Source organism: Verrucosispora sp. WMMA2121 (assembly GCF_027460185.1).
GTDB lineage: Bacteria > Actinomycetota > Actinomycetes > Mycobacteriales > Micromonosporaceae > Micromonospora > Micromonospora palythoicola.
This window is the reverse complement of sequence record NZ_JAPZBH010000004.1, coordinates 439,101-459,948: the sequence shown is the minus strand read 5'-3', so window position 1 is coordinate 459,948 and position 20,848 is coordinate 439,101. Positions and strand designations below refer to the sequence as shown.

The window sequence follows — 20,848 nt, the reverse complement described above, 5'->3', positions numbered from 1 at the left end:
GGGGGTGTATTCGCGGCGGTTGTGGCAATGGTGCGAGGTGGTCACAGAGCGTGCCGTCTAGCGTACGGGGAGGCCGGCAATTGCGTGAATGTGCGCGTGGAACCGTTCCCAAAAACTGTCACGAACGCGAACAGTCGTGATTGCTGTGCCTATTGTCACCGAATGCTCCCGGGCCACGCGTTGTTCGCTTAGCCTTCGCCCACCGATCGGCACGACTCCCCGGATTACCAGCCAGTGGATCCGGGGTATCAGAAAACTGAACCTTCGTTAAGTGTCAATCCGGGCGCGTGGGAGGCTCTGGTGGCAGCGCAAGAGACGGTTGAGCACAAGTACGTCTACGACTTCGCCGAGGGCAACAAGGATCTCAAGGACCTCCTCGGCGGCAAGGGAGCGAACCTGGCCGAGATGACGAATCTCGGCCTGCCGGTGCCGCCCGGCTTCACCATCACCACCGAGGCATGCCAGGCGTACCTCGGCACCGGTACGGAACCGGCCGGACTCGCCGACCAGATCACCGCGCACCTGACGGCGCTGGAGCGCGAGATGGGCCGGCGGCTGGGCGACCCGGACGACCCGCTGCTGGTCTCGGTGCGCTCCGGGGCGAAGTTCTCGATGCCCGGAATGATGGAGACCGTGCTCAACGTCGGTCTCAACGACCGCAGCGTCGAGGGGCTGGCCCGGCAGGCCGGCGGCTCGACCGACCAGCCCGCTTCCGGTGGCTCGACCGATCAGGCCGCCTCCGGTGGCGCGGACCGGTTCGCCTGGGACTCCTACCGGCGGCTGATCCAGATGTTCGGCAAGACCGTCTGCGACGTGCCGGGCGAGGAGTTCGAGCACGCGCTCGACGAGGCCAAGCGCGCCAAGGGCACCGACCTGGACCTGGACCTGGACGCGGACGACCTGCGCGGGCTGGTCGACGCGTACAAGAAGATCTTCACCAAGCACACCGGGCGGGAGTTCCCGCAGGAGCCGCGGGAGCAGCTGGACCTGGCGGTCCGCGCGGTGTTCGACTCGTGGAACGCCGAGCGGGCGGTGGTCTACCGCCGGCAGGAGCGCATTCCGGCCGACCTCGGCACCGCCGTCAACGTGGTGGCGATGGTCTTCGGCAACCGTGGTCCCGACTCCGGCACCGGCGTCGCCTTCACCCGCGACCCGGCCAGCGGTGCCCAGGGCATCTACGGCGACTACCTGGCCAACGCGCAGGGCGAGGACGTCGTCGCCGGCATCCGCAACACTGTGCCGTTGCAGGAACTGGAGCGGATCGACAAGGACTCCTATGACGAGCTGCTCGACTACATGGCCCGGCTGGAGCGGCACTACCGCGACCTGTGCGACATCGAGTTCACCATCGAGCGCGGCAAGCTGTGGATGCTCCAGACCCGGGTCGGCAAGCGCACCGCCGCCGCCGCGTTCGTCATCGCCGGCCAGCTGGTCGACGAGGGCCTGATCGACCTCGACGAGGCCCTGCACCGGGTCAACGGCGGGCAACTGGCCCAGTTGATGTTCCCGCGCTTCCAGCTCGACCACGACTTCCAGCCGGTCGCCACCGGGATCGGCGCGTCACCGGGCGCGGCGGTCGGCAAGGTGGTCTTCACCTCGGCCCGCGCGGTCGAGCTGGCCGCCGAGGGCGAGGCCGTCATCCTGGTCCGCCGGGAGACCAACCCCGACGACCTGAACGGCATGATCGCCGCCCGGGGCATCCTCACCTCGCGGGGTGGCAAGACCAGCCACGCCGCCGTGGTGGCCCGGGGGATGGGCAAGACCTGCGTCTCCGGCGCCGACGAACTGGACATCGACGTGCCGAAGCGGCGGTTCGTCGTGGCCGGGCGCACGGTCACCGAGGGCGACGTCGTCTCCATCGACGGCACCACCGGCAAGGTGTACCTGGGTGAGGTGCCGGTCAGCCCGTCGGAGGTGGTGCGCTACTTCGAGGGCGAACTCGACCCGGCGAGCACGGACGACGCCCTGGTCAAGGCGGTGCACCGGATCATGTCGCACGCCGACGCCAGCCGACGCCTGGCGGTGCGTACCAATGCCGACACCGCCGCCGACGCGGCCCGGGCCCGGCGCTTCGGGGCCGAGGGCATCGGGCTGTGCCGCACCGAGCACATGTTCCTCGGCGACCGCCGCGAGCTGGTCGAACGACTCATTTTGGCCCGCGACCCGGCCGAGCGGGAGGAGGCGCTCGCCGCGTTGCTGCCGTTGCAGCGGGCCGACTTCGTGGAGATCCTCCGGGAGATGAACGGCCTGCCGGTCACCGTCCGGCTGATCGACCCGCCGCTGCACGAGTTCCTGCCGCCGCTGGAGCAGCTCGCCGTCAACGTGGCGGTCGCCCAGGAACGCGGCGAGGACGTCGCCAAGGAGGAGGCGCTGCTCGCGGCGGTACGCCGGATGCACGAGGAGAACCCGATGCTCGGGCTGCGCGGCGTACGCCTGGGCCTGGTCATCCCCGGCCTGTTCGCGATGCAGGTCCGGGCGATCACCGAGGCGGCCGTGGAGTGCACCCGCCAGGGCGTCCCCGCCTGCCCGGAGATCATGGTCCCGCTGGTCGGCGCGGTGCAGGAACTGGAGACGGTACGCGCCGAGGCCGAGCGGATCATCGCCGAGGTGGTCGGTGGCAGTGACGTCGACGTGCTGATCGGCACGATGATCGAGGTGCCTCGCGCGGCGTTGACCGCCGGGCAGATCGCCGAGGCGGCCGAGTTCTTCTCCTTCGGCACCAACGACCTGACCCAGATGGGTTGGGGTTTCTCCCGCGACGACGTGGAGGGGGCGTTCTTCTGGCGCTACCTGGAGCTGGGCATCTTCGGCATCTCACCGTTCGAGTCCATCGACGCCGACGGCATCGGCCGGCTGGTCCGCATCGCCGCCGAGGAGGGGCGGGCGGCCCGCCCGGGGCTCAAGCTCGGCGTCTGCGGCGAGCACGGCGGTGATCCCGACTCGGTGCACTTCTTCCACTCCGTCGGGTTGGACTACGTCTCCTGCTCGCCGTTCCGGGTGCCGGTGGCGCGGCTGGAGGCCGGCCGGGCCGCCATCGTCACCACCGGCTCCGACAGTCGCTGACCACACGGCTCGCCCCGCCCGGGGCGAGCCCATACCCGCCGTGCCGCGATGCGTTGCACCGTGAGGCGAGCAACATCGGGGAGATTGCTGTGTCGAGCGACCGTGAGACAGCAATATCCCCGATGTTGCTGCACGGCGGCACGGCGGCACGGCGCACGGCGCACGGCGGCACGGTGCATGACGGGGCGGTGCGCCAGCGGCATCGAGCGGTCAGATCGGGGGGCGGCGCCAGGTGACGGACTGGGCGCGGCGGGGGCGCTGGTTCGGCAGCGTGGCCATCGGGGTGCGCGCCGCCAGCGGGGCGTGCGGATCCGCCTGGTGGGGCAGCAGCGTCGGCTGGCGGCAGGCGGCCAGGGCGGGACCGGTACGCCGGACCACCCCACGGGCCTCTTCGCGCAGCGCCGCCAGATCCGCTCCCGGTGCGGTGACCAGGGTCAGCAGGGCGTCCCGCCCGGCCGGGTAGGTGACCACGCAACCGGCGGCGGTGTGCACCACGGACTCGTGGAACTCGCCCTGCCGTACGGTGGCCGCCATCCGGTGCCCGAGGCCGAAGCTGGCCGCGGCCAGCGCCGCCAGGTGAGTGGCGTCGGTCGTGGGCAGGTCGCTGGAGATGAGCAGGCCGTCCGTGCCGGCGAGCACCGTGCCGGAGACCTCGGGACGGCGTCGGCGCAGCCCGCGCAGCTCGGTGCCCATCATCGTTTCCGCGTTCACGATCGTGTCTCTCCCACCGGTCGTGTCTCGCCGCAACAGGTGACGTTCCGCAGTGGCGACGCTACCCGTGGACGTCGATGAGTGCGATCCCGTCACCGATGGCAATCGGACGGCAACTCTCGTCTGATCGGAGGATGTGGACCCGCCGGGGGCAGGTCGTCGGCGCGCCGAACCGGGCCCCCGGGCGTAACCTGACTTCGCCCGTGGACCGTCGTTTCGCGAAGGGGTGGCCGGATGGGATCCCGTACCGAGTTGTCAGAGGCTGTCGGTGTCGCGGTGGCGGTGTCCGGATGACCGCCGTCTGGGAGAGCCTGACCGTCGACGCCCGTGATCCGGGTCGGCTGGCCCGCTGGTGGGCCGAGGCGCTCGGGTACCAGGTGGTCGAGGAGCGGCCGGACGAGGTGGAGATCCGGCAGAGCGCGGATCGGCTGCCGGGCATCGTCTTCGTACCCGTGACCGGGGCCAAGGCCGGCAAGAACCGGCTGCACCTCGACCTGCGGCCGACCGACCGGGAGGCCGAGGTGGAGCGGCTCGTCGACATGGGCGCCCGGCACGTCGACATCGGTCAGGACGGCGACGACTGGACGGTGCTGGCCGACCCGGAGGGCAACGAGTTCTGCGTGTTGCGGCAGCGTGGGGATTGACTGCCGCGTCCGGTGAGCCGGACGCGGCGCGTCGGGTCGCGGAGCCGGTCAAGGATCCGGAGCACGGCCGGTCCCCGTACGAGCGGGATCGGGCCCGGGTGCTGCACTCCGCGGCGTTCCGCCGGCTGGCCGCGAAGACCCAGGTGCACACGGCCGGCACCGACGACTTCCTGCGTACCCGGCTGACCCACTCGCTGGAGGTGGCCCAGATCGCCCGGGAGATGGGCGCCCGGCTGGGCTGTGATCCTGACGTGGTGGACACCGCCGGGCTGGCCCACGACCTCGGGCACCCGCCGTTCGGACACAACGGCGAGGGCGCGCTCGACGAACTGGCCGCCGACTGCGGTGGGTTCGAGGGCAACGCCCAGACGCTGCGGGTGCTGACCCGGTTGGAGGCGAAGGTGTACGCCCCGGACGGCACGTCCGCCGGGCTGAACCTGACCCGTGCCGCGCTGGACGCGGTGAGCAAGTACCCGTGGACCCGCCGACCCGGCCAACGCAAGTTCGGGGTGTACGCCGACGACCTGCCCGCCTTCGCCTGGCTGCGGCAGGGCTGCCCGAGCGGTGCGCGGCGGTGCCTGGAGGCGCAGGTGATGGACTGGGCCGACGACGTGGCGTACTCGGTGCACGACGTCGAGGACGGCATTCACGGCGGTTACCTCACGCTGGAGCCGTTGCTCGCCGACCCGGACGAGCGGGCCGCGCTCTGCGAAGACGTCGCCGCCGTCTACTCGACCGAGTCGCCCGACTATCTCGAGGAGACGCTGACCGGACTGCTCACCGACCCGGTGCTCGCCCCGTTGGCCGGCTACGACGGCAGCCACCGAGCCCAGGCCGCGCTCAAGGCCACCACCAGCGTGCTGACCGGTCGGTTCGTGGCGACCGCCGTGGCCGCCACCACCGAACGCTTCGGCCCGGGACCACACCGACGGTACGCGGCCGACCTGGTCGTACCCCGGCCGTTGCGGGCCCGGTGCGCGCTGCTCAAGGGCATCGCCCTGCGCTACGTGATGCGTCGGCCCGGTGCCCAGGGCCGCTACCGGCGGCAGCGGGAGATCATCGCCGAGCTGGTGGCAACCCTGACCGCGCGGGCACCGGAAGCGCTCGATCCGGTCTTCGCTCCGCTGTGGCGGGCGGCGGCCGACGACGAAGGTCGACGGCGGGTGGTGATCGACCAGGTGGCCTCACTGACCGATCCCGCCGCCGTGGCCTGGCACGACCGTCTGATCAGAAGCTGACATCGTGGCCCCGGGGCTGACCGGTGCGCCGTGAGTGAGGTTAGCCTAACCGAATGACGGATCGCCCGAAGAAGGTCACCTCCGCCCGCGTACTGCGCACCTGGCGGCCCACTCCGCACGTGGTCCGACTGGTACTCGGCGGGGAGGAACTGGCCGGCCTGCCGGTCGGCGAGTACACCGACCACTACATCAAGATCGTCTTTCCGGTGGCCGGGGTCGACCACCCGCGCCCGATCGACCTCGCCGCCATCCGTCGCGACCTGCCGCGCGAGCAGTGGCCCCGGCTGCGCGCGTACACGGTCCGCGCCTGGGACGCGGTGGCCGGGGAGATGACCGTCGACGTGGTGCACCACGGCGACGAGGGGCTGGCCGGCCCGTGGGCGGCCGCGCTGCGCCCCGGCGACGAGGTGCTGTTCGTCGGCCCGGGCGGGGCGTACGCGCCGAGCCCGGCGGCGGACTGGCACCTGCTGGTCGGCGACGAGAGCGCCCTGCCGGCGATCGCCGCCGCCCTGGCCCGGCTGCCCGTCGGTGCGCCCGCGCACGTGTTCGTCGAGGTCGACGGCCCGGCCGACGAGCAGCCGCTGCCCAGCCCCGGCGCGGTGCGGCTGACCTGGCTGCACCGGGGCGTACGCCCGGTGGGCGAGGCGTTGGTGGCGGCGGTGCGCGAGCTGGAGTTCCCGCTCGGCACGGTGCACGCCTTCGTGCACGGTGAAGCGTCGTTCGTCCGCCAGTTGCGTCGGTTGCTGCGGGTGGAACGGTCGGTTCCCCGCGAGTGGCTGTCCATCTCCGGCTACTGGCGCAAGGGCCTGGACGACGAGGGCTGGCGGGCCACCAAGGCCGACTGGAACCGCCAGGTCGAGGCCGACGAACAACCCCGTCTTCCCGTGCCGCTCGGTTGACCTTGCGCTCGATTACCGGCAAGGTGGCACCCCAACGCGCCCCTGAACGGCCGAAAGTCGGCCCTCAGGGTGCGATTAGCCGGAATGTCGGAGCACGACGGCAGGGGAACGGGAGGATGGTCAGGGGTGACCATGAGCGAGCAGGTAGACGAGAAGACCGCCGAACCGGGCGGTAAGGGCGGCGCGATCGACCCGATCGTGCTCGGCCTGGGCGTCGGCGGGGTGCTCGCCGTGGTGCTCTGGGGGGCGCTGGCCCGTGACTCGCTGGCGAGCGTCGGCGAATCGGGTCTGGCCTGGGTGATCGACACGTTCGGCTGGTTCTTCGTGGTGGCGGCCAACGCCTTCCTGGTGCTGGCGGTGGTGCTGGCGCTGTCCCGGTTCGGCCGGATCCGGCTCGGCCGGGACGACGACGAGCCGGAGTTCAGCACGCTGGCCTGGATCGCCATGATGTTCAGCGCCGGCATGGGCATCGGCCTGGTCTTCTTCGCCGTGGCCGAGCCCATCCAGCACTACGCCACACCGCCACCGGCGACCGGCGTCGCGCCGCAGACCGGGCAGGCGGCGTCGGCGGCCATGCAGTTCACCCTCTTCCACTGGACCCTGCACCCGTGGGCGATCTACGCGGTGGTGGCGCTGGCCCTGGCGTACTCGACGTTCCGTCGGGGCCGGCAGAACCGGATCTCGGCGGCGTTCCGGCCGCTCATCGGCGACCGCGCCGACGGCGCCGTCGGCCAGGTCATCGACCTGCTGGCCGTCTTCGCCACCGTCTTCGGCTCCGCCACCAGCCTCGGGCTCGGCGCCCTCCAGGTCGCCGCCGGCCTGGACCTGGTCGCCGGAGTGCCGGACAGCACCGCGGTGGAACTTGTGGTGATCGGGGCACTGACGCTGGCCTTCGTCATCTCCGCCTTCACCGGCCTGCACCGGGGCATCAAGTGGCTGTCCACCACGAACGTGGTGCTGGCCGTGGCGCTGATGCTCTTCGTCTTCGTGGTCGGGCCGACCATCTACACCCTTGAGGTGCTGCCCGCCTCGATCGGCGACTACCTGAGCAACCTCGTCTTCATGTCCACCCGGACCGGGGCGTTCTCCGACCCGGCCTGGCTGGGCGGCTGGACCATCTTCTACTGGGCGTGGTGGATCTCCTGGGCGCCGTTCGTCGGCACCTTCATCGCCCGCATCTCCCGGGGCCGAAGCGTGCGGCACTTCCTGATCGGGGTGCTCCTGGTGCCCAGCGGCGCCAGCGCCGTCTGGTTCGCGATCATGGGTGGCAGCGCGCTGCGCGTGCAGGCCACCGGGGTACGTGACCTGGTCGCCGACGCCTCCGCCAGCAGCGAGCAGGCCCTGTTCGGTCTGCTCGACGCGCTGCCGCTGGCGGCGCTGACCAGCGTGCTGGCCATGGTGCTCATCGCGCTGTACTTCGTCACCAGCGCCGACTCCGCCTCGCTGGTGCTCGGTTCGCTGACCTCCCGGGGTGCGCTGCGCCCGCACCGGGTGGTCGTGGTCAGCTGGGGAATCCTGATCGGCGCGGTCGCCGCCGTGCTGCTGCTCGTCGGTGGACTTGACGCGCTGCAACAGGCCACCATCATGGTGGCGTTGCCGTTCGTGGTGGTGATGCTCGGGCTGGCCGTGGCCCTGGTCAAGGACATGGCCCGCGATCCACTGCTGGCTGCCCCGGCGCGTACCCGCCCGCACGGCCTGGCCGACGCGGTGCGCGCCGCCCGGTCGTACGAGGAGGAGGACCCGCCGCCGGTACGCCGCTACCTGCGTCGCCGTCCTCGCTGACCGTCCCGCCCGCCCGCCGCGCCGTTCCGCCTCCGCGCCGGAACGGCGCGGCGTCGGTGTTCGCGCCCCGGCGCCGATGGTGTCGGCAAGGGTGCGTCCGCTGTCGGAGACGTCACCAAGGGGCCCTTCCGTGCGACGTGGGCGGGCAGGGCAGGATGTAGGTCGAGGAGGTGGCGGCATGGCGGGGCGGATCCGGGACGAGGACATCGCGCTGGTCCGCGAGCGTACGTCCATCGCCGAGATCATCTCCGACACCGTGACGCTCAAGTCGGCCGGCGGCGGCAACCTCAAGGGGCTCTGCCCGTTCCACGACGAGAAGAGCCCGTCGTTCAACGTCTCGCCCGCCCGCAACGTCTGGTACTGCTTCGGCTGCGGCGCCGGTGGCGACGCCATCAAGTTCCTGATGGACGCCGAGCACCTCAGCTTCGTCGAGGCGGTGGAGCGGCTCGCCGCCCGCGCCGGCCTGCAGTTGCGGTACGTGGAGGACGACCGTTCCGCACCCCGACCGAACCGCCCGCAGCAGGGCCAGCGGCAGCGGTTGGTCGCCGCGCACGCCGCCGCCGTCGAGTTCTACAGCGCGCAGTTGGCCACCGCCGGCGCGCGTCCCGCCCGGGAGTTCCTGGCCGAGCGCGGCTTCGACCGGGCCGCCGCGCAGCGGTACGGCTGCGGCTTCGCCCCCGAGGGATGGGACCTGCTCACCAGGCACCTGCGTCAGCGTGGCTTCAGCCACGACGAACTGGTCACCGCCGGGCTGTCCCGCCCGGCCCGCTCAGGCAGCCTGATCGACCGGTTCCGCCGCCGGTTGCTCTGGCCGATCCGGGACCTGACCGGCGACGTGATCGGCTTCGGTGCCCGCAAACTGTTCGCCGACGACGACGGCCCGAAGTACCTGAACACCCCCGAGACACCGATCTACAAGAAGTCCCACGTGCTCTACGGCATCGACCAGGCGAAACGGGAGATCGCCAAGCAGGGGCGGGTGGTGGTGGTCGAGGGCTACACCGACGTGATGGCCTGCCACCTGGCCGGCGTACCGACCGCCGTGGCGACCTGCGGCACCGCCTTCGGTGCCGACCACATCGGCGTGCTGCGCCGGCTGCTGCTGGACACCGACGCCGTCGCAGGCGAGATCATCTTCACCTTCGACGGGGACGCGGCCGGGCAGAAGGCCGCGCTGCGCGCCTTCGACGACGACCAGCGTTTCGTCGGGCGTACCTTCATCGCGGTCAGCCCCGACAACATGGACCCGTGCGAGCTGCGACTGGCAAAGGGCGACCTGGCCGTACGCGACCTGGTCGCCCGCCGCGAGCCACTCGTCGACTTCGCGCTGCGGCACGTGATCAGCCGGTACGACCTGGACACCGTCGACGGTCGGGTCGAGGCGATGCGGCGGGCCGCGCCCCTGGTGGCGAAGCTCAAGGACCGGGAGAAGCGCCCGGAGTACGTCCGCAAGCTCGCCGGTGACCTCGGCATGGAGATCGAGCCGGTGCAGCGGGCGGTGCTGACCGCCGCCTCGGGACGACCGGCGGACGGTCCGCCCGCCCGGGTCGCCCGGGTCGAGCCCAGCGTGGACAGCCCACAGTCGATGGTGGAGCGGGAGGCGTTGAAGCTGGCCCTCCAGGTGCCGGTGCTGGCCGGGCCGATGTTCGACGCGGTCGAGGCCACCGACTACCGGCACCCGGTGCACGTGGCCGTCCGGGCGGCGGTCGCCGCGGCCGGCGGGGTCGCCTCGGCCGCCGGCGGCGCGGTGTGGATCGAGGCGGTACGCGACGCCTGCGACGACCTCGCCGCCCAGGCCCTGGTCGGTGAGCTGGCCGTGGAACCGCTGCGGATCGACGGCGAGCCGGACCCCCGCTACGTCTCGATCACCATGGCCCGGTTGCAGTGGGGATCGGTCACCGCACGGATCCGGGAGCTGAAGTCCCGGATCCAGCGGATCAATCCGGTGAACAACAAGGACGAGTACTTCGCCGCCTTCGGTGAGCTGCTCTCGCTGGAGCAGCACGCCCGTGCCCTGCGCGAGCAGGCGGCGGGAGGGTTGTAGGGATGCCACTGTTCCGCCGCCGGCCGAAACTGCCACCGGCCGACCGGCCACCGCTGGAGCGCGACGAGCGGGTGCTGGCCTGGGCCGCCGCCGGCAACGGCGAGGGCGACGGGGTGGTGGTCGCCACCAACCTCGGGCTCTGGCTGCCCGGCCGGGGGCACCGGATCGGCTGGCACGACGTCGTCAAGGCCGTCTGGTCGGGCCGGGAGCTGACCGTCACCCCGGGCGAGCGGGTCGCCGAACGGGACGGCTACCTGGTGGTCGCCGAGCTGCCGGCCGAGCGGTACCTGCTGCTCGATCCGGGTGACCTGCCGCACCAGGTGCGCACCCGGGTCACCCGCTCGGTCGCGTACACCCAGCACCACGCCCTGCCCGGCGGATCCGGCCGCGTGGTCGGTCGTCGGGTGCCCGGCAGCGACGGCCTGACCTGGATGGTCCACTACGACCCCGGCACCCCCACGGACGCCGCCGACGTCCTCGCCGAGACCGACCGCCTGGTCGCCGCCGCCCGCACCGCCACCACCCCCGCCGACCTCTGACGGTTAATCCGTTGGGAAGTGTCGGACCGGGTGTCTAGGGTCCGGGAGTGACCACGGGGCGACCACTCATTCAGGCACAGGGGCTGGTGAAGCGGTTCGGCGACTTCACCGCCGTCGACGGCATCGACGTGGAGGTCCGCGCCGGTGAGGCGTTCGGCTTCCTGGGGCCCAACGGCGCCGGCAAGTCGTCCACCATGCGGATGGTCGGCTGCACCTCGCCGCCCAGCGGCGGGAAACTGCGCATCCTGGGCATGGATCCGGTGCGCGACGGGCCGGCCATCCGCGCTCGGCTCGGCGTCTGTCCGCAGCTGGACAACCTCGACCCGGAGCTGACCGTCCGGGAGAACCTGACCACCTACGCCCGCTATTTCGGCATCCCACGCCGGGTGGCCCGGGCCCGGGCCACCGAGCTGCTCGACTTCGTGCAGCTCGGCGACCGGGCGGACAGCAAGGTCGAGCCGCTCTCCGGTGGCATGAAGCGGCGGCTCACCATCGCCCGCGCGCTGGTGAACGAACCGGACATCGTGCTGCTCGACGAGCCGACCACCGGTCTCGACCCGCAGGCCCGGCACCTGGTCTGGGAACGGCTGTTCCGGCTCAAGCAGCAGGGCGTCACGCTGGTGCTCACCACGCACTACATGGACGAGGCCGAGCAGCTCTGCGACCGGCTGGTGGTGATGGACGGCGGCCGGATCGTCGCCGAGGGGTCGCCGCGCGCGCTCATCGAGCGGCACGCCACCCGCGAGGTGGTCGAGCTGCGGTTCGCCGCCGATTCGCAGGAGGCGTTCGCCGGCAAGCTGGACGCGCTGGGGGAGCGCGTCGAGGTGCTGCCCGACCGGATCCTGGTCTACGTGCCCGACGGGGACGCGGCGGTGGCCGAGGTCGCCGCGCTCGGTCTGCACCCGGCCAACGTGCTGGTCAGGCGCAGCAGCCTGGAGGACGTCTTCCTGCACCTCACCGGCCGCACCCTCGTCGACTGACATGCTGGAAGGGGCTGCCGTGACGGCACAACCGACCCGGGACCGACGCGCCCTGCCGCGGGTGCCGGCGCTGCGGGTTCTCGAATACCACCTGGTGGGTTACCGGCGCACCTGGCGGGCTGGCGCCTTCTCGTCCTTCCTGCTGCCCACGCTCACCGTGCTCGGGTTCGGGCTGGGCGTCGGGTCCTACATCGACCAGGGTGTCGGCGGCGTCTCCTACCTGGAGTGGATCGTCGGCGGGCTGCTCGCGTCGACGGCGTTGCAGGTGGCGATCGCCGAGTCGACGTGGCCGGTGTTCGGCAACCTCCAGTGGCAGAAGATCTACTTTGGCCAGCGTTCGTCGCCGCTGCGGGTGGGCGACATCCTCGCCGGCCACCTGGGGTTCGTGCTGTTCCGGGTGCTGACCTCCGTCATCGCGTTCCTCCTGGTGACCGGCGTGCTGGGGGCCCTGCGGTCGCCGTGGGCGGTGCTGACGGTGCCGGTGGCGGCGCTGCTCGCGCTGGCCGTCGCCGCGCCGACCTTCGCGTACGCGGCATCGGTCGACTCGGACAGCTGGCTCGCCATGCTGTTCCGCTTCGCGGTGATCCCGATGACCCTGTTCGCCGGGGTGTTCTTCCCGGTCGAGTCGCTGCCGCTGGCGCTGCGCTGGCTGGCCTACGCCACGCCGCTCTGGCACGCCGTGGACCTGTGCCGGGCGGCGGTGCTCGGCGTCGCACCGTACTGGTCGGTCGCCGGCCACCTGGCTTACCTGGCCGTCTGGGCGGCCGGGGGATGGCTGCTCGCCCGCCGCGTCCTCACCCGCCGGCTCGTCGTCTAGGAGAAGGTCATGGTCGCTCTGGTGCTGCCCCGGCTGGTCGACGTCTCGGCCGCCTCGCGCCGGTCCGCGTCGGTCACCGAGCGGAACGTCGCCGCCCTCCGGTCCGTCTACTGGTTGCTGCTCATCTCCGGTTTCGTCGAGCCGCTGCTCTACCTGCTGTCCATCGGCGTCGGGGTGGGTGCGCTGATCGGCGACCTGACGCTGCCCGGCGGGGCGGTCGTCACGTACGCGGCCTTCGTCGCCCCGGCCATGCTCGCCTCCTCGGCGATGACCGGCGCGCTGGCGGAGACCACCTTCAACTTTTTCGGGAAGATGAAGTACATGAAGCTGTACGACGGGGTGATCGCCACCCCGGTGCAGCCGTTCGAGATCGCCCTCGGCGAGCTGGCCTGGGCGATGCTGCGGGGCAGCGCGTACTCGGCCGCGTTCCTCGTGGTGATGGTGGTGATGGACCTGACCGTGCCCGCCCGCGCGCTCGCCGCGTTCCCAGCGGCGGTGCTCGTCGGTTTCGCCTTCGGCGCGCTCGGCATGGCGATCTCCACGTTCATGCGCAGCTGGCAGGATTTCGACCTGATGAGCTCGGCGCAGTTCATCCTGTTCCTGTTCTCCGGCACCTTCGTGCCCGCCGAGGCGTACCCGACGGTGCTGCGGTGGCTGGTCGAGGTGACTCCGCTCTACCGGGCGGTGCACCTGATCCGTGCGCTGACCGTCGACACCGGCGGCTGGAGTTGGCTGCTCGACGTGCTCTATCTGCTCACGGTGCTGGCAGCCGGCCTGCTGATCGCCGCCCGCCGGATGGGCCGCCTGCTCTACAAGTAGCTGACGCTCCTGCCGGCCCGCTTGGCGGTGCGCCCTGTGGGCGGTGCGTGCTGTGGGCGGTGCGTGCTGTGGGCGGTGCGTGCTGTGGGCGCGGGGCGGCTCATGGGCGTGTGGCCTCGGGAGCGGTGCGGCTTGTGGGCGCGGGGCCTGTGGGGCGACGCGGGAAGCGGGAAGTGTGGCACTCCAGGCACCCTCCGGTCGGCGTGTCGAGCGCAAGAACTGCCACGCTTTCGGCACCGCCCCGCACCGCACCGCAACCTGTGCTGTGCTGTGCTGTGCTGTGCTGTGCTGTGCAGTGCAGGGCGAGGCGGCGCGGCGGACCGTGCCTCAGCGGGGGCGGGCCCAGGTGAGGAAGCGGTCGGCCAGGGCTTCCGGTGGATGTTGGCCGGTGAGGTCGCCGGCCGCGTCGTACATCATCGTGCCGAGATAGATCAGCAGGCCGGTCCGGTTCTCCCGGTACTCGCCGAGCAGCGCCAGCCGGGCCGGCGAACACGGCCAGGCTGCCCCGCATACCCGGCACCGCCACGAGGGGCGGGCCGCGATATGCGGCCGGTAGCGGGGCATCAGCGCTGCTCCGGCTCGCCGCCAGGGGACGACGGCTCATCCCGGGGCGGTGACCAGCGACCCCCGTTGGCCCGCCACTCCTGCGCCCGAGTGAGCCACCCCGGTCGCCCCGGGCGGTTGAGCGGGAACACCTCGGTTTGTGCCGCCGCCCAACTCGGGCGACGGGGGTCTTGCTGCGACGGTGTCGGGCGGTCGGGGTCTTGCTGCGACGGTGTCGGGCGGCGCGGGTTTCGCTGCGACGGTATCGGGTGCGCTGGTTGATCGGGGGCCGATGTGGGTCGCATGCCTGGTCCCGGCGCGCCCCAGTGGGGCGGCTGGCCGGAGTTGCCGGGTGTCGGGTTGGTCGAGGTGGCTTGGTCGGTCATGTCCTGCCACCAGGCCGGTGGCAGGGGTCGGGCGTTCCGGGTGCGCTGGGGGAGCGGCGCGGGTGTCGCTGAGGGCCGGCATCGCCAGAACCTGATTCGCATGAAGCCTCCGTCGAGGTGGAGGGGGCGCCGGCCGAGTGTCGGGTGTGCCGGCGCCCCGGCCTGGTTCCGCCCGCCGTCCGATCCCGTGAGCGGTTCCGCTGCGTGACAGTCTGGTGAGGACACGACTACGGTGGGAGGCTCGGCGCGGTGACGACCAGCGCGTCCACGGCCGGTCCCAGGCGGTACGAGGATGTACGGAGGGTGTCCGTGGAGCGCTCGTCGATGCTGGAGCACTTCGCCGAGGAGTTGCGGCTGGCCCGGGCCGGCGCTGGCATGTCACAGGGCGCGCTGGCCGAGGCGCTCAGCTACTCGGCGGCGCTGGTAGCCAAGGTGGAGACCGGTGAGCGCCGGCCCAGCCTGGACTTCGCCCGTCGCAGCGACACCGTGTTCGGCGGAGACGGCCGGTTCGAGCGCATCCAGCGCCGAATCAGCCGGGAGACAGTGGTGCCATGGTTCCGCGACTGGCCCGGCATCGAGGCCGAGGCCACCGCGTTGCGCTCGTTCGAGCCGCTCTGCGTGCCGGGACTGTTGCAGACCGAGGGGTACGCCCGTGCGCTGCTGTCCAGCGGCGGCCTGTTCGCCTCGGACGAGGTCGAGCAGCAGGTGATGACCCGGCTGGACCGTCAGGGTGTGCTCACGCGGAATCGGCCGCCGCTGTTAACCGCCGTCATCGACGAGCACGTGCTGCGCCGCCGGATCGGCGACACCGAGGTGATGGGCGAGCAACTGCGGTATCTGGTGAAGGTCGGCTCTACGCTGCCCCGGGCCCGGATCCAGGTCGTGCCGCTCTCCGTCGGGGCCTACCCTGGCATCAACGGCCCCTTCGTGATCGCCACCCCGCCGCATGGGGAGGACGTCGTTTACCAGGAGGGTCAGCTCCACGGCCAGGTGGTCGACCGCGCCGAGCATGTCCGGCAGATGGTCGAGGTTTGGGAGTCAATCCGGGGTGAGGCACTATCACAGCAGCAGTCCCTCGACCTGATCGCGGAAGTGGCGGAGACATGGACATGACCGGTGCCCGATGGCGCAAGAGCACCCGCAGCAACGGGCAGGGCGGCAACTGCGTGGAGGTGGCCGACAACCTGCCCGGTCTGGTGGCTGTGCGTGACTCCAAGGATCCGACCGGCCCGGTGTTGGCCTTCCCGCCCACCGCGTGGCGCACCTTCGTCGCTCACCTTCCCGTACACCCGTAGCCCCCGCCACGCCCCGGCCGTCCACCGTCCTAACTGGTCAATCTTGGAGAGTTTCTGTTAGCGCGTAACGGAATCTGTCCAAGATCTGGTGGATTTGGGGCCGCCGGGGGGCCACGGTCGGTGGATGGTTCCTGATGACGCGGCTGGGGCGCTGGAGTGGTTGGCCTTCGAGCAGGCCGGGGTGCTCACCAGTGCCCAGGCCCGTACCGTGCTGACCGACGGGACCGTGCGCGGGCTGGTGCGTTCCGGGCGGTGGCGGGCGATCAGTCGCGGGCTGCTGCTGACCGGCAACGGCCGGTTGACCGGGGATCAGCAGTTGTGGGTGGCGGTGCTCGCCGCCGGAGCGGGTGCGGTCCTCGCGGGTGCCACGGCAGCCATCGAGGCGGGCGTACGCGGTCTGCGGCCCGAGCCGCTGCACGTGCTCGTGCCGGCGTCCCGTCGGGTCGGGCGGACCATCCTGCGTCAGTTGCCGATCGACATGACCGCAGTAGTGGTGCACCGGACATCGGTCCTGCCTGCCGAGCATCTCCAGGTCGCCCGTCCGCCGCGGACGACCACCGCGCGGGCACTTGTCGACGCGGCCAGTTGGGCGCCCTCGCCACGGGTGGCGCAGGAGACGCTCGCAGCTGGCTGCCAGCAGCGGCGGGTGTTGCCGGAGGAACTGGCCGCGGTGCTGGACGTGCTGCCCCGCGCGCCTCGACGGATGTTGATCCGGCAGACCATCGACGACATCGCCGGTGGCGCTCAGGCGTTGAGCGAGATCGACTTCGTCCGGCTCTGTCGTCGGGCCGGTCTGCCCCGACCCGATTTGCAACAGCGACGGACCGACGCGGCGGGCCGGACGCGCTGGTTGGACGCGTACTGGCGGGAGTGGGGTGTGCACGCGGAGATCGACGGCGCGCACCACATGGACGTACGCCAGTGGACGGCCGACATGCGCCGACAGAACGACGTCTGGACCGCCGGGGAGCGCATTCTCCGCTTCCCCGCGTGGCTGGTCCGAGCCCACCCGGAACAGGTCGCCGACACCGTCCGCCGCGCCCTCCTGGCCGCCGGCTGGCAACCCGGCGCCACAAACCGCTGAGATCTTGGAAAGTTCCCGTTCGGACCTAACGGGAAATTTCCAAGATCTCGGGAGCGGGGAGCGGGGAGCGGGGAGCGGGGAGCGGGGAGCGGGGAGCGGGGAGCGGGGAGCGGGGAGTGGGGAGTGGGCGCCGTGGTGAGTGGGTCAGCCGCCCTGGTAGTAGCGGGCGGCGCCGGGGTGCAGGGGGATGGGGTCGGTGGTGGCGGCGGACTCGCGGTCGAAGTTACGGGCCTCGGGGTGCGCCACGGCCAGGTCGGCCTGGTAGGTGAAGAGCAGGCGCGTCAGGTCGTACGCCAGGTCGTCGGGCATCTCCGCGCTGACCAGGATCACGTTGGCGACCGTGACGGTGGGGGTGCCCGAGGGGGTGTCGTAGGCGTCGCCGGGCAGTTCGGCGGTGGTGTAGACCGAGCCGTGCGTGGTGCTGAGCGGCTCGATCAGGTCGGCGACCGGCAGCAGCCGGAACCGGCCCGGTGCGCCGGTGAGCAGGTCGGCGATGCCCGGCGTGGGCAGCCCGCCGGAGAAGAACATCGCGTCGAGGGTGCCGCTGCGCATCCGGGCCACCGTCTCCGGCAACGACAGGCGGGCTCGGCGTACGTCCCGCTCCGGGTCGAGGCCGGCGGCGGTGAGCAGCCGACCGGCGATGACGTCGGTGCCGGATTTCGGTGAACCGGTGGAGACACGTTTGCCGCGCAGTCCCGCGAGGTCGGCGATCTGCGCGTCGGCGCGGACGATCACGTGGGTGTAGTTGCTGTAGACCCGGGCCAGTGCCCGGACCGGCTGCGGGCGTCCGTCGAAGGCGCCACGGCCGGCGGTGGCGTCCGCCGCTGTGTCAGCGAGGCTGAAGGCGATCTCCATGTCGCCGTCGACCAGCCGGGTGATGTTCTCGACGGAGGCCCCGGTCGGTTCCGCCCGCGCCTCGTAGCCGGGCAGATGGCGGCTGATCACATCGGCGTAGCCGCCGCCGAGCTGGTAGTAGACCCCGGTGGTGTTGCCGGTGGCGAGGAAGATGCGCCCGTCGTGCCACGGCCGAACCTCCGGGGTGCGCTCCGCACCGCAGGCGGTGACCAGCGCGACCGCCAGCAGCATCGCCACCCACCGCCGCCCCCGGTTCACGCCGGCACCCCGCCGGGGTGGTCCGCCCAGGTCCGGGCCGCCGGTTCGAGCGCCTCGGCGACCCGCTGGACCAGCGTCGCCGTCTCGTAACCGATCTGGCCCAGGTCGCACCCGGCGGCGGCGAGCACGCCGAGCAGGGCGCGGTCACCGACGGCCATCACCAGCAGTACGCCGCCGTCCATGTCCACGATCTGCTGTCGGACCCGGCCGGCGGACATCAGCCGGGCGGCGCCGACGGTCAGGCTGGCCAGGCCACTGATCACGGCGGCGAGCTGGTCCGCCTGGTCGGTCGAGAGGTGCGGCGAGGCCGCCAGCCGCAGCCCGTCCCCGGAGACGGCGAGGGCGTGCGACACGTCCGGTACCTGCTCGGCGAAGTTCGCCAGGAGCCAGTCGAGGCCGGGGCTGCCGTTGGGCGTCATCTAGGGTCTCCCGTTCGTCTGCTGGTTTCGTCGCATCGCGTGGGCCACCCCGGCGGAGAGGGCGGACAGCCGGGCCCGTACCACCTCGGGGTCGAGCAGGTCCGGCGCGGCCTGCGGCGGCGGCATGTCGTGCAGTTCGGACTGAAGGCCGCCGCCGCGTACCCGCCGGGGCAGGCCGGCCGCGGTCGGTTCCTCGCGACGAGCGCCGCCGGGCCGCCGGGCCGGGGTGCCGTTGGCCGACGCGGGCGGACCGGCCGGCGCGACGCCGACGGGCTGAACCGGCGGCCGGTAGTGCGGTTGACCGGGCTGCTCGGGCGACCAGGCCGCCGCGCCGCTGCCCACCACCGGCAGCGTCATCGTCGGGGCCCGGTGCACGTCTAACCGGTCCGTTGCCGCGCCGACCTCGGCGGGAGCGCCCCGGTGCCGGAACCAGGCGCCGACGGCCGGAGCGGCCGGACGACCGACGGGGTTCGGGCGGCCGGTGAGCTGCTCCATCCTGGTCAGCAGCGACTCCGGCACGTCCACCTGGGCCACCGTCCCGGCACCGGCGCTGTGCAGCCGCACCAGGATGCCGTGCCGGGCGGCCAGGTGGGCGACCACGTGCAGGCCCATGCTGCCGGCCGCCGCGCTGGACAATGCGGCCGGGGCGCGCAGCCGCTCGTTGATCTCGGCCAGCCGGTTCTCGCCGATGCCGATGCCCTGGTCGTGTACGCGCAGCGTCAGCCCGTCGACGGTGCGTCGACCGTCCACATGCACGGGCGTGTGCGGCGGGGAGTACGAGGTGGCGTTCTCCAGCAGCTCGGCCAGCAGGTGCACCAGGTTGCCGACCGCCGAACCGTGCACCCCGGCGGTGGGCACGTCGATCTCGACCCGGGCGTACTCCTCGATCTCGGAGGCGGCGCCGCGCACGACGTCGGCCACCAGGTGCGGGCCGTCCTGTGCGCGTCCCGGTTCACCACCGGCCAGGACCAGCAAGTTCTCTCCGTTACGCCGCATCCGGGCGGCGAGGTGGTCGAGGGCGAAGAGCCGGGCCAACGCGTCCGGATCGGTCTCCTCCTGCTCGAACTCGTCGAGCAGCCGCAGCTGTCGGGTGATCAGGGTACGGATCCGCCGGGCCAGCGCCTCGACCATCCGGGTCACGTCCATCCGCAGCTCGGCCTGGGCACCGGCGAGCCGCAGCGCGGCCCGGTTGACGGTGTCGAACGCCTCGGCCACCTGGGCGATCTCGTCGCGCCCGCGGCTGATTCCCGCGGTGAGCTGCGAGGCGGTGCCCTCGGCCGGGGCGCTGTCACCGGCCGCGATGGCGGTGATCCGCTCGGGCAGCTCCCGGTGTGCCATGGTCAGCGCCGCCACCCGCAGCCGGCGCAACCGACGGCTGGTACGGACCGCCAGCAGCGCGGCGGCGGTCAGCGAGACCAGCGCCAGGCCGGTGGTGGCTCCGCCGGTGACCAGCGCCCGTTGCCGGGCGGCCGTGGCCAACTCGGCGGCACGCCGGTCCAACTCGTCGGAGAGTTCCCGGCCGAGCAGGTTGAACCGGCGGATGGCACCGCTCTGGGCGACGTACCAGGCGTCGCCGTCGGCGGCCAGCGCGGCCGGCTCGGTGTCGGCGTTCAACGCACTGTCGCGCATCCGCCGCGCGGTGGAGACGTCGCTGCCGGCGATCAGTCGGGTGTACGCGTCGGCGGCACGTTCCCCGGCGATCCGGGAGAACTCGGCCTGCCGCTGCTCCTGCGCGCCGCGTAGCCGGCCCAGCCGGACGAGTTCGCCCTCGACCAGCTCACCTCGCACGAAGATGGCCCGGAGCAGGTCACGTTCCAGCGACGCGAGGTGCTCCTGGGCCGCGACCGCCGCCACCTCGCGGGCACGGTTGGCCAGCTCGGGGTCGCGTAGCTGGGCGGGCAGCGCGTCGGCGACGGCGAGCAGCGACTCCACGAGCGCCACGTAGCTCGCGTCGGCGTTGTCGGTGGTGAGCGCGGCGATCCGGGCCTCGTCGAGCTGGTCGAGGTGTTCGGTCACGCCGTCGAGGTCGCGGCCGAGGTCCGGCGCGGCGCGGCGGGCGTCGGAGCTGGCGCTCTGGTAGCGCTCGCCGGCCTCGTCGACCCGGCGTCGCTGGGCGTCGACCAGCTGGCGGCCGGAGGTTCCGCCGCGCTGGCGCAGCGCCGCCGACTCGCCGAGTTCCCGTTCCAGCTCGTGCACGAGTGAGACGGTGGCGGTGGCGGTACCGGCCAGCACCCGGGCCCGTTCGGCGTCGGTGGAGGCGGCCAGGGCGTCACCGGTCTGGATGGCCCCCAGCACGAGCAGGCCGGCGGTGGCGATCAGGATCGGAGCGAGCAGCTGGGTACGCACCGACCAGAGTCGGCCGGTGTGGCCGGACGGACGGTTGTGCCGGCGTACGCGGGCCAGCGAGGACAGCGGCACGGGGGTCTCCCGAGGTAGGGGCGGCCGGGCCGGAGGGGAGGCGCCGGCCCGGCC

At 72.2% G+C, this 20,848-nt stretch carries 18 protein-coding genes; 13 read left to right on the top strand and 5 right to left on the bottom strand.

Annotation, left to right across the window (positions count from 1 at the left end):
* Window positions 1-300 precede the first annotated feature (300 nt).
* Window positions 301-3,063 carry a pyruvate, phosphate dikinase gene (gene ppdK, locus O7605_RS02715; RefSeq protein WP_269737753.1) on the top strand — a complete coding sequence of 921 codons (2,763 nt, stop codon included), beginning with the start codon at window positions 301-303 and terminating at the stop codon, window positions 3,061-3,063.
* 210 nt (window positions 3,064-3,273) lie between these two features.
* Here the strand turns inward: ppdK and O7605_RS02710 are convergent, their stop codons facing one another.
* Complete coding sequence (locus O7605_RS02710; RefSeq protein WP_269737752.1) at window positions 3,274-3,774, bottom strand: roadblock/LC7 domain-containing protein; 501 nt, start codon at window positions 3,772-3,774, stop codon at window positions 3,274-3,276.
* A gap of 290 nt (window positions 3,775-4,064) precedes the next feature.
* Between O7605_RS02710 and O7605_RS02705 the strand changes: the two genes are divergently transcribed.
* From O7605_RS02705 to O7605_RS02665, 9 genes are all read left to right on the top strand, one after another.
* Window positions 4,065-4,418, top strand: a complete 354-nt coding sequence (locus O7605_RS02705) for a VOC family protein (protein ID WP_164449447.1) — start codon at window positions 4,065-4,067, stop codon at window positions 4,416-4,418.
* Complete coding sequence (locus O7605_RS02700; RefSeq protein ID WP_269737751.1) at window positions 4,415-5,656, top strand: deoxyguanosinetriphosphate triphosphohydrolase; 1,242 nt, start codon at window positions 4,415-4,417, stop codon at window positions 5,654-5,656. The genes O7605_RS02705 and O7605_RS02700 overlap by 4 nt, the downstream gene beginning before the upstream one ends.
* 53 nt (window positions 5,657-5,709) lie before the next feature.
* Window positions 5,710-6,555, top strand: coding sequence for a siderophore-interacting protein (locus O7605_RS02695; RefSeq protein WP_269737750.1), 846 nt, complete (start codon window positions 5,710-5,712; stop codon window positions 6,553-6,555).
* A gap of 198 nt (window positions 6,556-6,753) precedes the next feature.
* Window positions 6,754-8,337, top strand: coding sequence for a BCCT family transporter (locus O7605_RS02690; protein ID WP_408631903.1), 1,584 nt, complete (start codon window positions 6,754-6,756; stop codon window positions 8,335-8,337).
* Window positions 8,338-8,515: 178 nt separating this feature from the next.
* Complete coding sequence (dnaG, locus tag O7605_RS02685) at window positions 8,516-10,381, top strand: DNA primase (protein ID WP_269737748.1); 1,866 nt, start codon at window positions 8,516-8,518, stop codon at window positions 10,379-10,381.
* A gap of 2 nt (window positions 10,382-10,383) precedes the next feature.
* Entirely contained in the window at window positions 10,384-10,920 is a 537-nt protein-coding gene (locus O7605_RS02680; protein ID WP_269737747.1) for a hypothetical protein, read from the top strand.
* 47 nt (window positions 10,921-10,967) lie between these two features.
* Complete coding sequence (locus O7605_RS02675; protein ID WP_269737746.1) at window positions 10,968-11,900, top strand: ABC transporter ATP-binding protein; 933 nt, start codon at window positions 10,968-10,970, stop codon at window positions 11,898-11,900.
* A gap of 19 nt (window positions 11,901-11,919) precedes the next feature.
* Complete coding sequence (locus O7605_RS02670; protein ID WP_443083860.1) at window positions 11,920-12,717, top strand: ABC transporter permease; 798 nt, start codon at window positions 11,920-11,922, stop codon at window positions 12,715-12,717.
* 9 nt (window positions 12,718-12,726) lie between these two features.
* Window positions 12,727-13,536, top strand: a complete 810-nt coding sequence (locus tag O7605_RS02665) for an ABC transporter permease (RefSeq protein WP_269737744.1) — start codon at window positions 12,727-12,729, stop codon at window positions 13,534-13,536.
* Between the two features lie 327 nt (window positions 13,537-13,863).
* Here O7605_RS02665 and O7605_RS02660 read toward each other — a convergent pair whose 3' ends face one another.
* Window positions 13,864-14,100, bottom strand: a complete 237-nt coding sequence (locus tag O7605_RS02660) for a flavin reductase (protein ID WP_269737743.1) — start codon at window positions 14,098-14,100, stop codon at window positions 13,864-13,866.
* 674 nt (window positions 14,101-14,774) lie between these two features.
* Between O7605_RS02660 and O7605_RS02655 the strand changes: the two genes are divergently transcribed.
* The 3 genes from O7605_RS02655 (at window position 14,775) to O7605_RS02645 (ending at window position 16,844) form a co-directional block, all read left to right on the top strand.
* Window positions 14,775-15,578 carry a helix-turn-helix domain-containing protein gene (locus tag O7605_RS02655; protein ID WP_269737742.1) on the top strand — a complete coding sequence of 268 codons (804 nt, stop codon included), beginning with the start codon at window positions 14,775-14,777 and terminating at the stop codon, window positions 15,576-15,578.
* The gene (locus tag O7605_RS02650; protein WP_269737741.1) at window positions 15,569-15,760 is read left to right on the top strand and encodes a DUF397 domain-containing protein; all 192 of its coding nucleotides are present in this window, start codon (window positions 15,569-15,571) and stop codon (window positions 15,758-15,760) included. Before O7605_RS02655 ends, O7605_RS02650 begins: the two co-directional genes overlap by 10 nt.
* A gap of 124 nt (window positions 15,761-15,884) precedes the next feature.
* On the top strand, window positions 15,885-16,844 hold the full coding sequence (locus O7605_RS02645; protein WP_269737740.1) for a hypothetical protein: 960 nt from the start codon (window positions 15,885-15,887) through the stop codon (window positions 16,842-16,844).
* Window positions 16,845-16,988: 144 nt separating this feature from the next.
* Here O7605_RS02645 and O7605_RS02640 read toward each other — a convergent pair whose 3' ends face one another.
* The 3 genes from O7605_RS02640 to O7605_RS02630 are packed head-to-tail and all read right to left on the bottom strand — an operon-like array spanning window position 16,989 to window position 20,794.
* The gene (locus O7605_RS02640; protein WP_269737739.1) at window positions 16,989-17,957 is read right to left on the bottom strand and encodes a TAXI family TRAP transporter solute-binding subunit; all 969 of its coding nucleotides are present in this window, start codon (window positions 17,955-17,957) and stop codon (window positions 16,989-16,991) included.
* The gene (locus O7605_RS02635; RefSeq protein WP_269737738.1) at window positions 17,954-18,376 is read right to left on the bottom strand and encodes a roadblock/LC7 domain-containing protein; all 423 of its coding nucleotides are present in this window, start codon (window positions 18,374-18,376) and stop codon (window positions 17,954-17,956) included. The genes O7605_RS02640 and O7605_RS02635 overlap by 4 nt, the downstream gene beginning before the upstream one ends.
* Window positions 18,377-20,794: a sensor histidine kinase gene (locus O7605_RS02630; RefSeq protein ID WP_269737737.1), complete on the bottom strand. Its 2,418-nt coding sequence runs from the start codon at window positions 20,792-20,794 to the stop codon at window positions 18,377-18,379.
* Window positions 20,795-20,848: the final 54 nt, after the last annotated feature.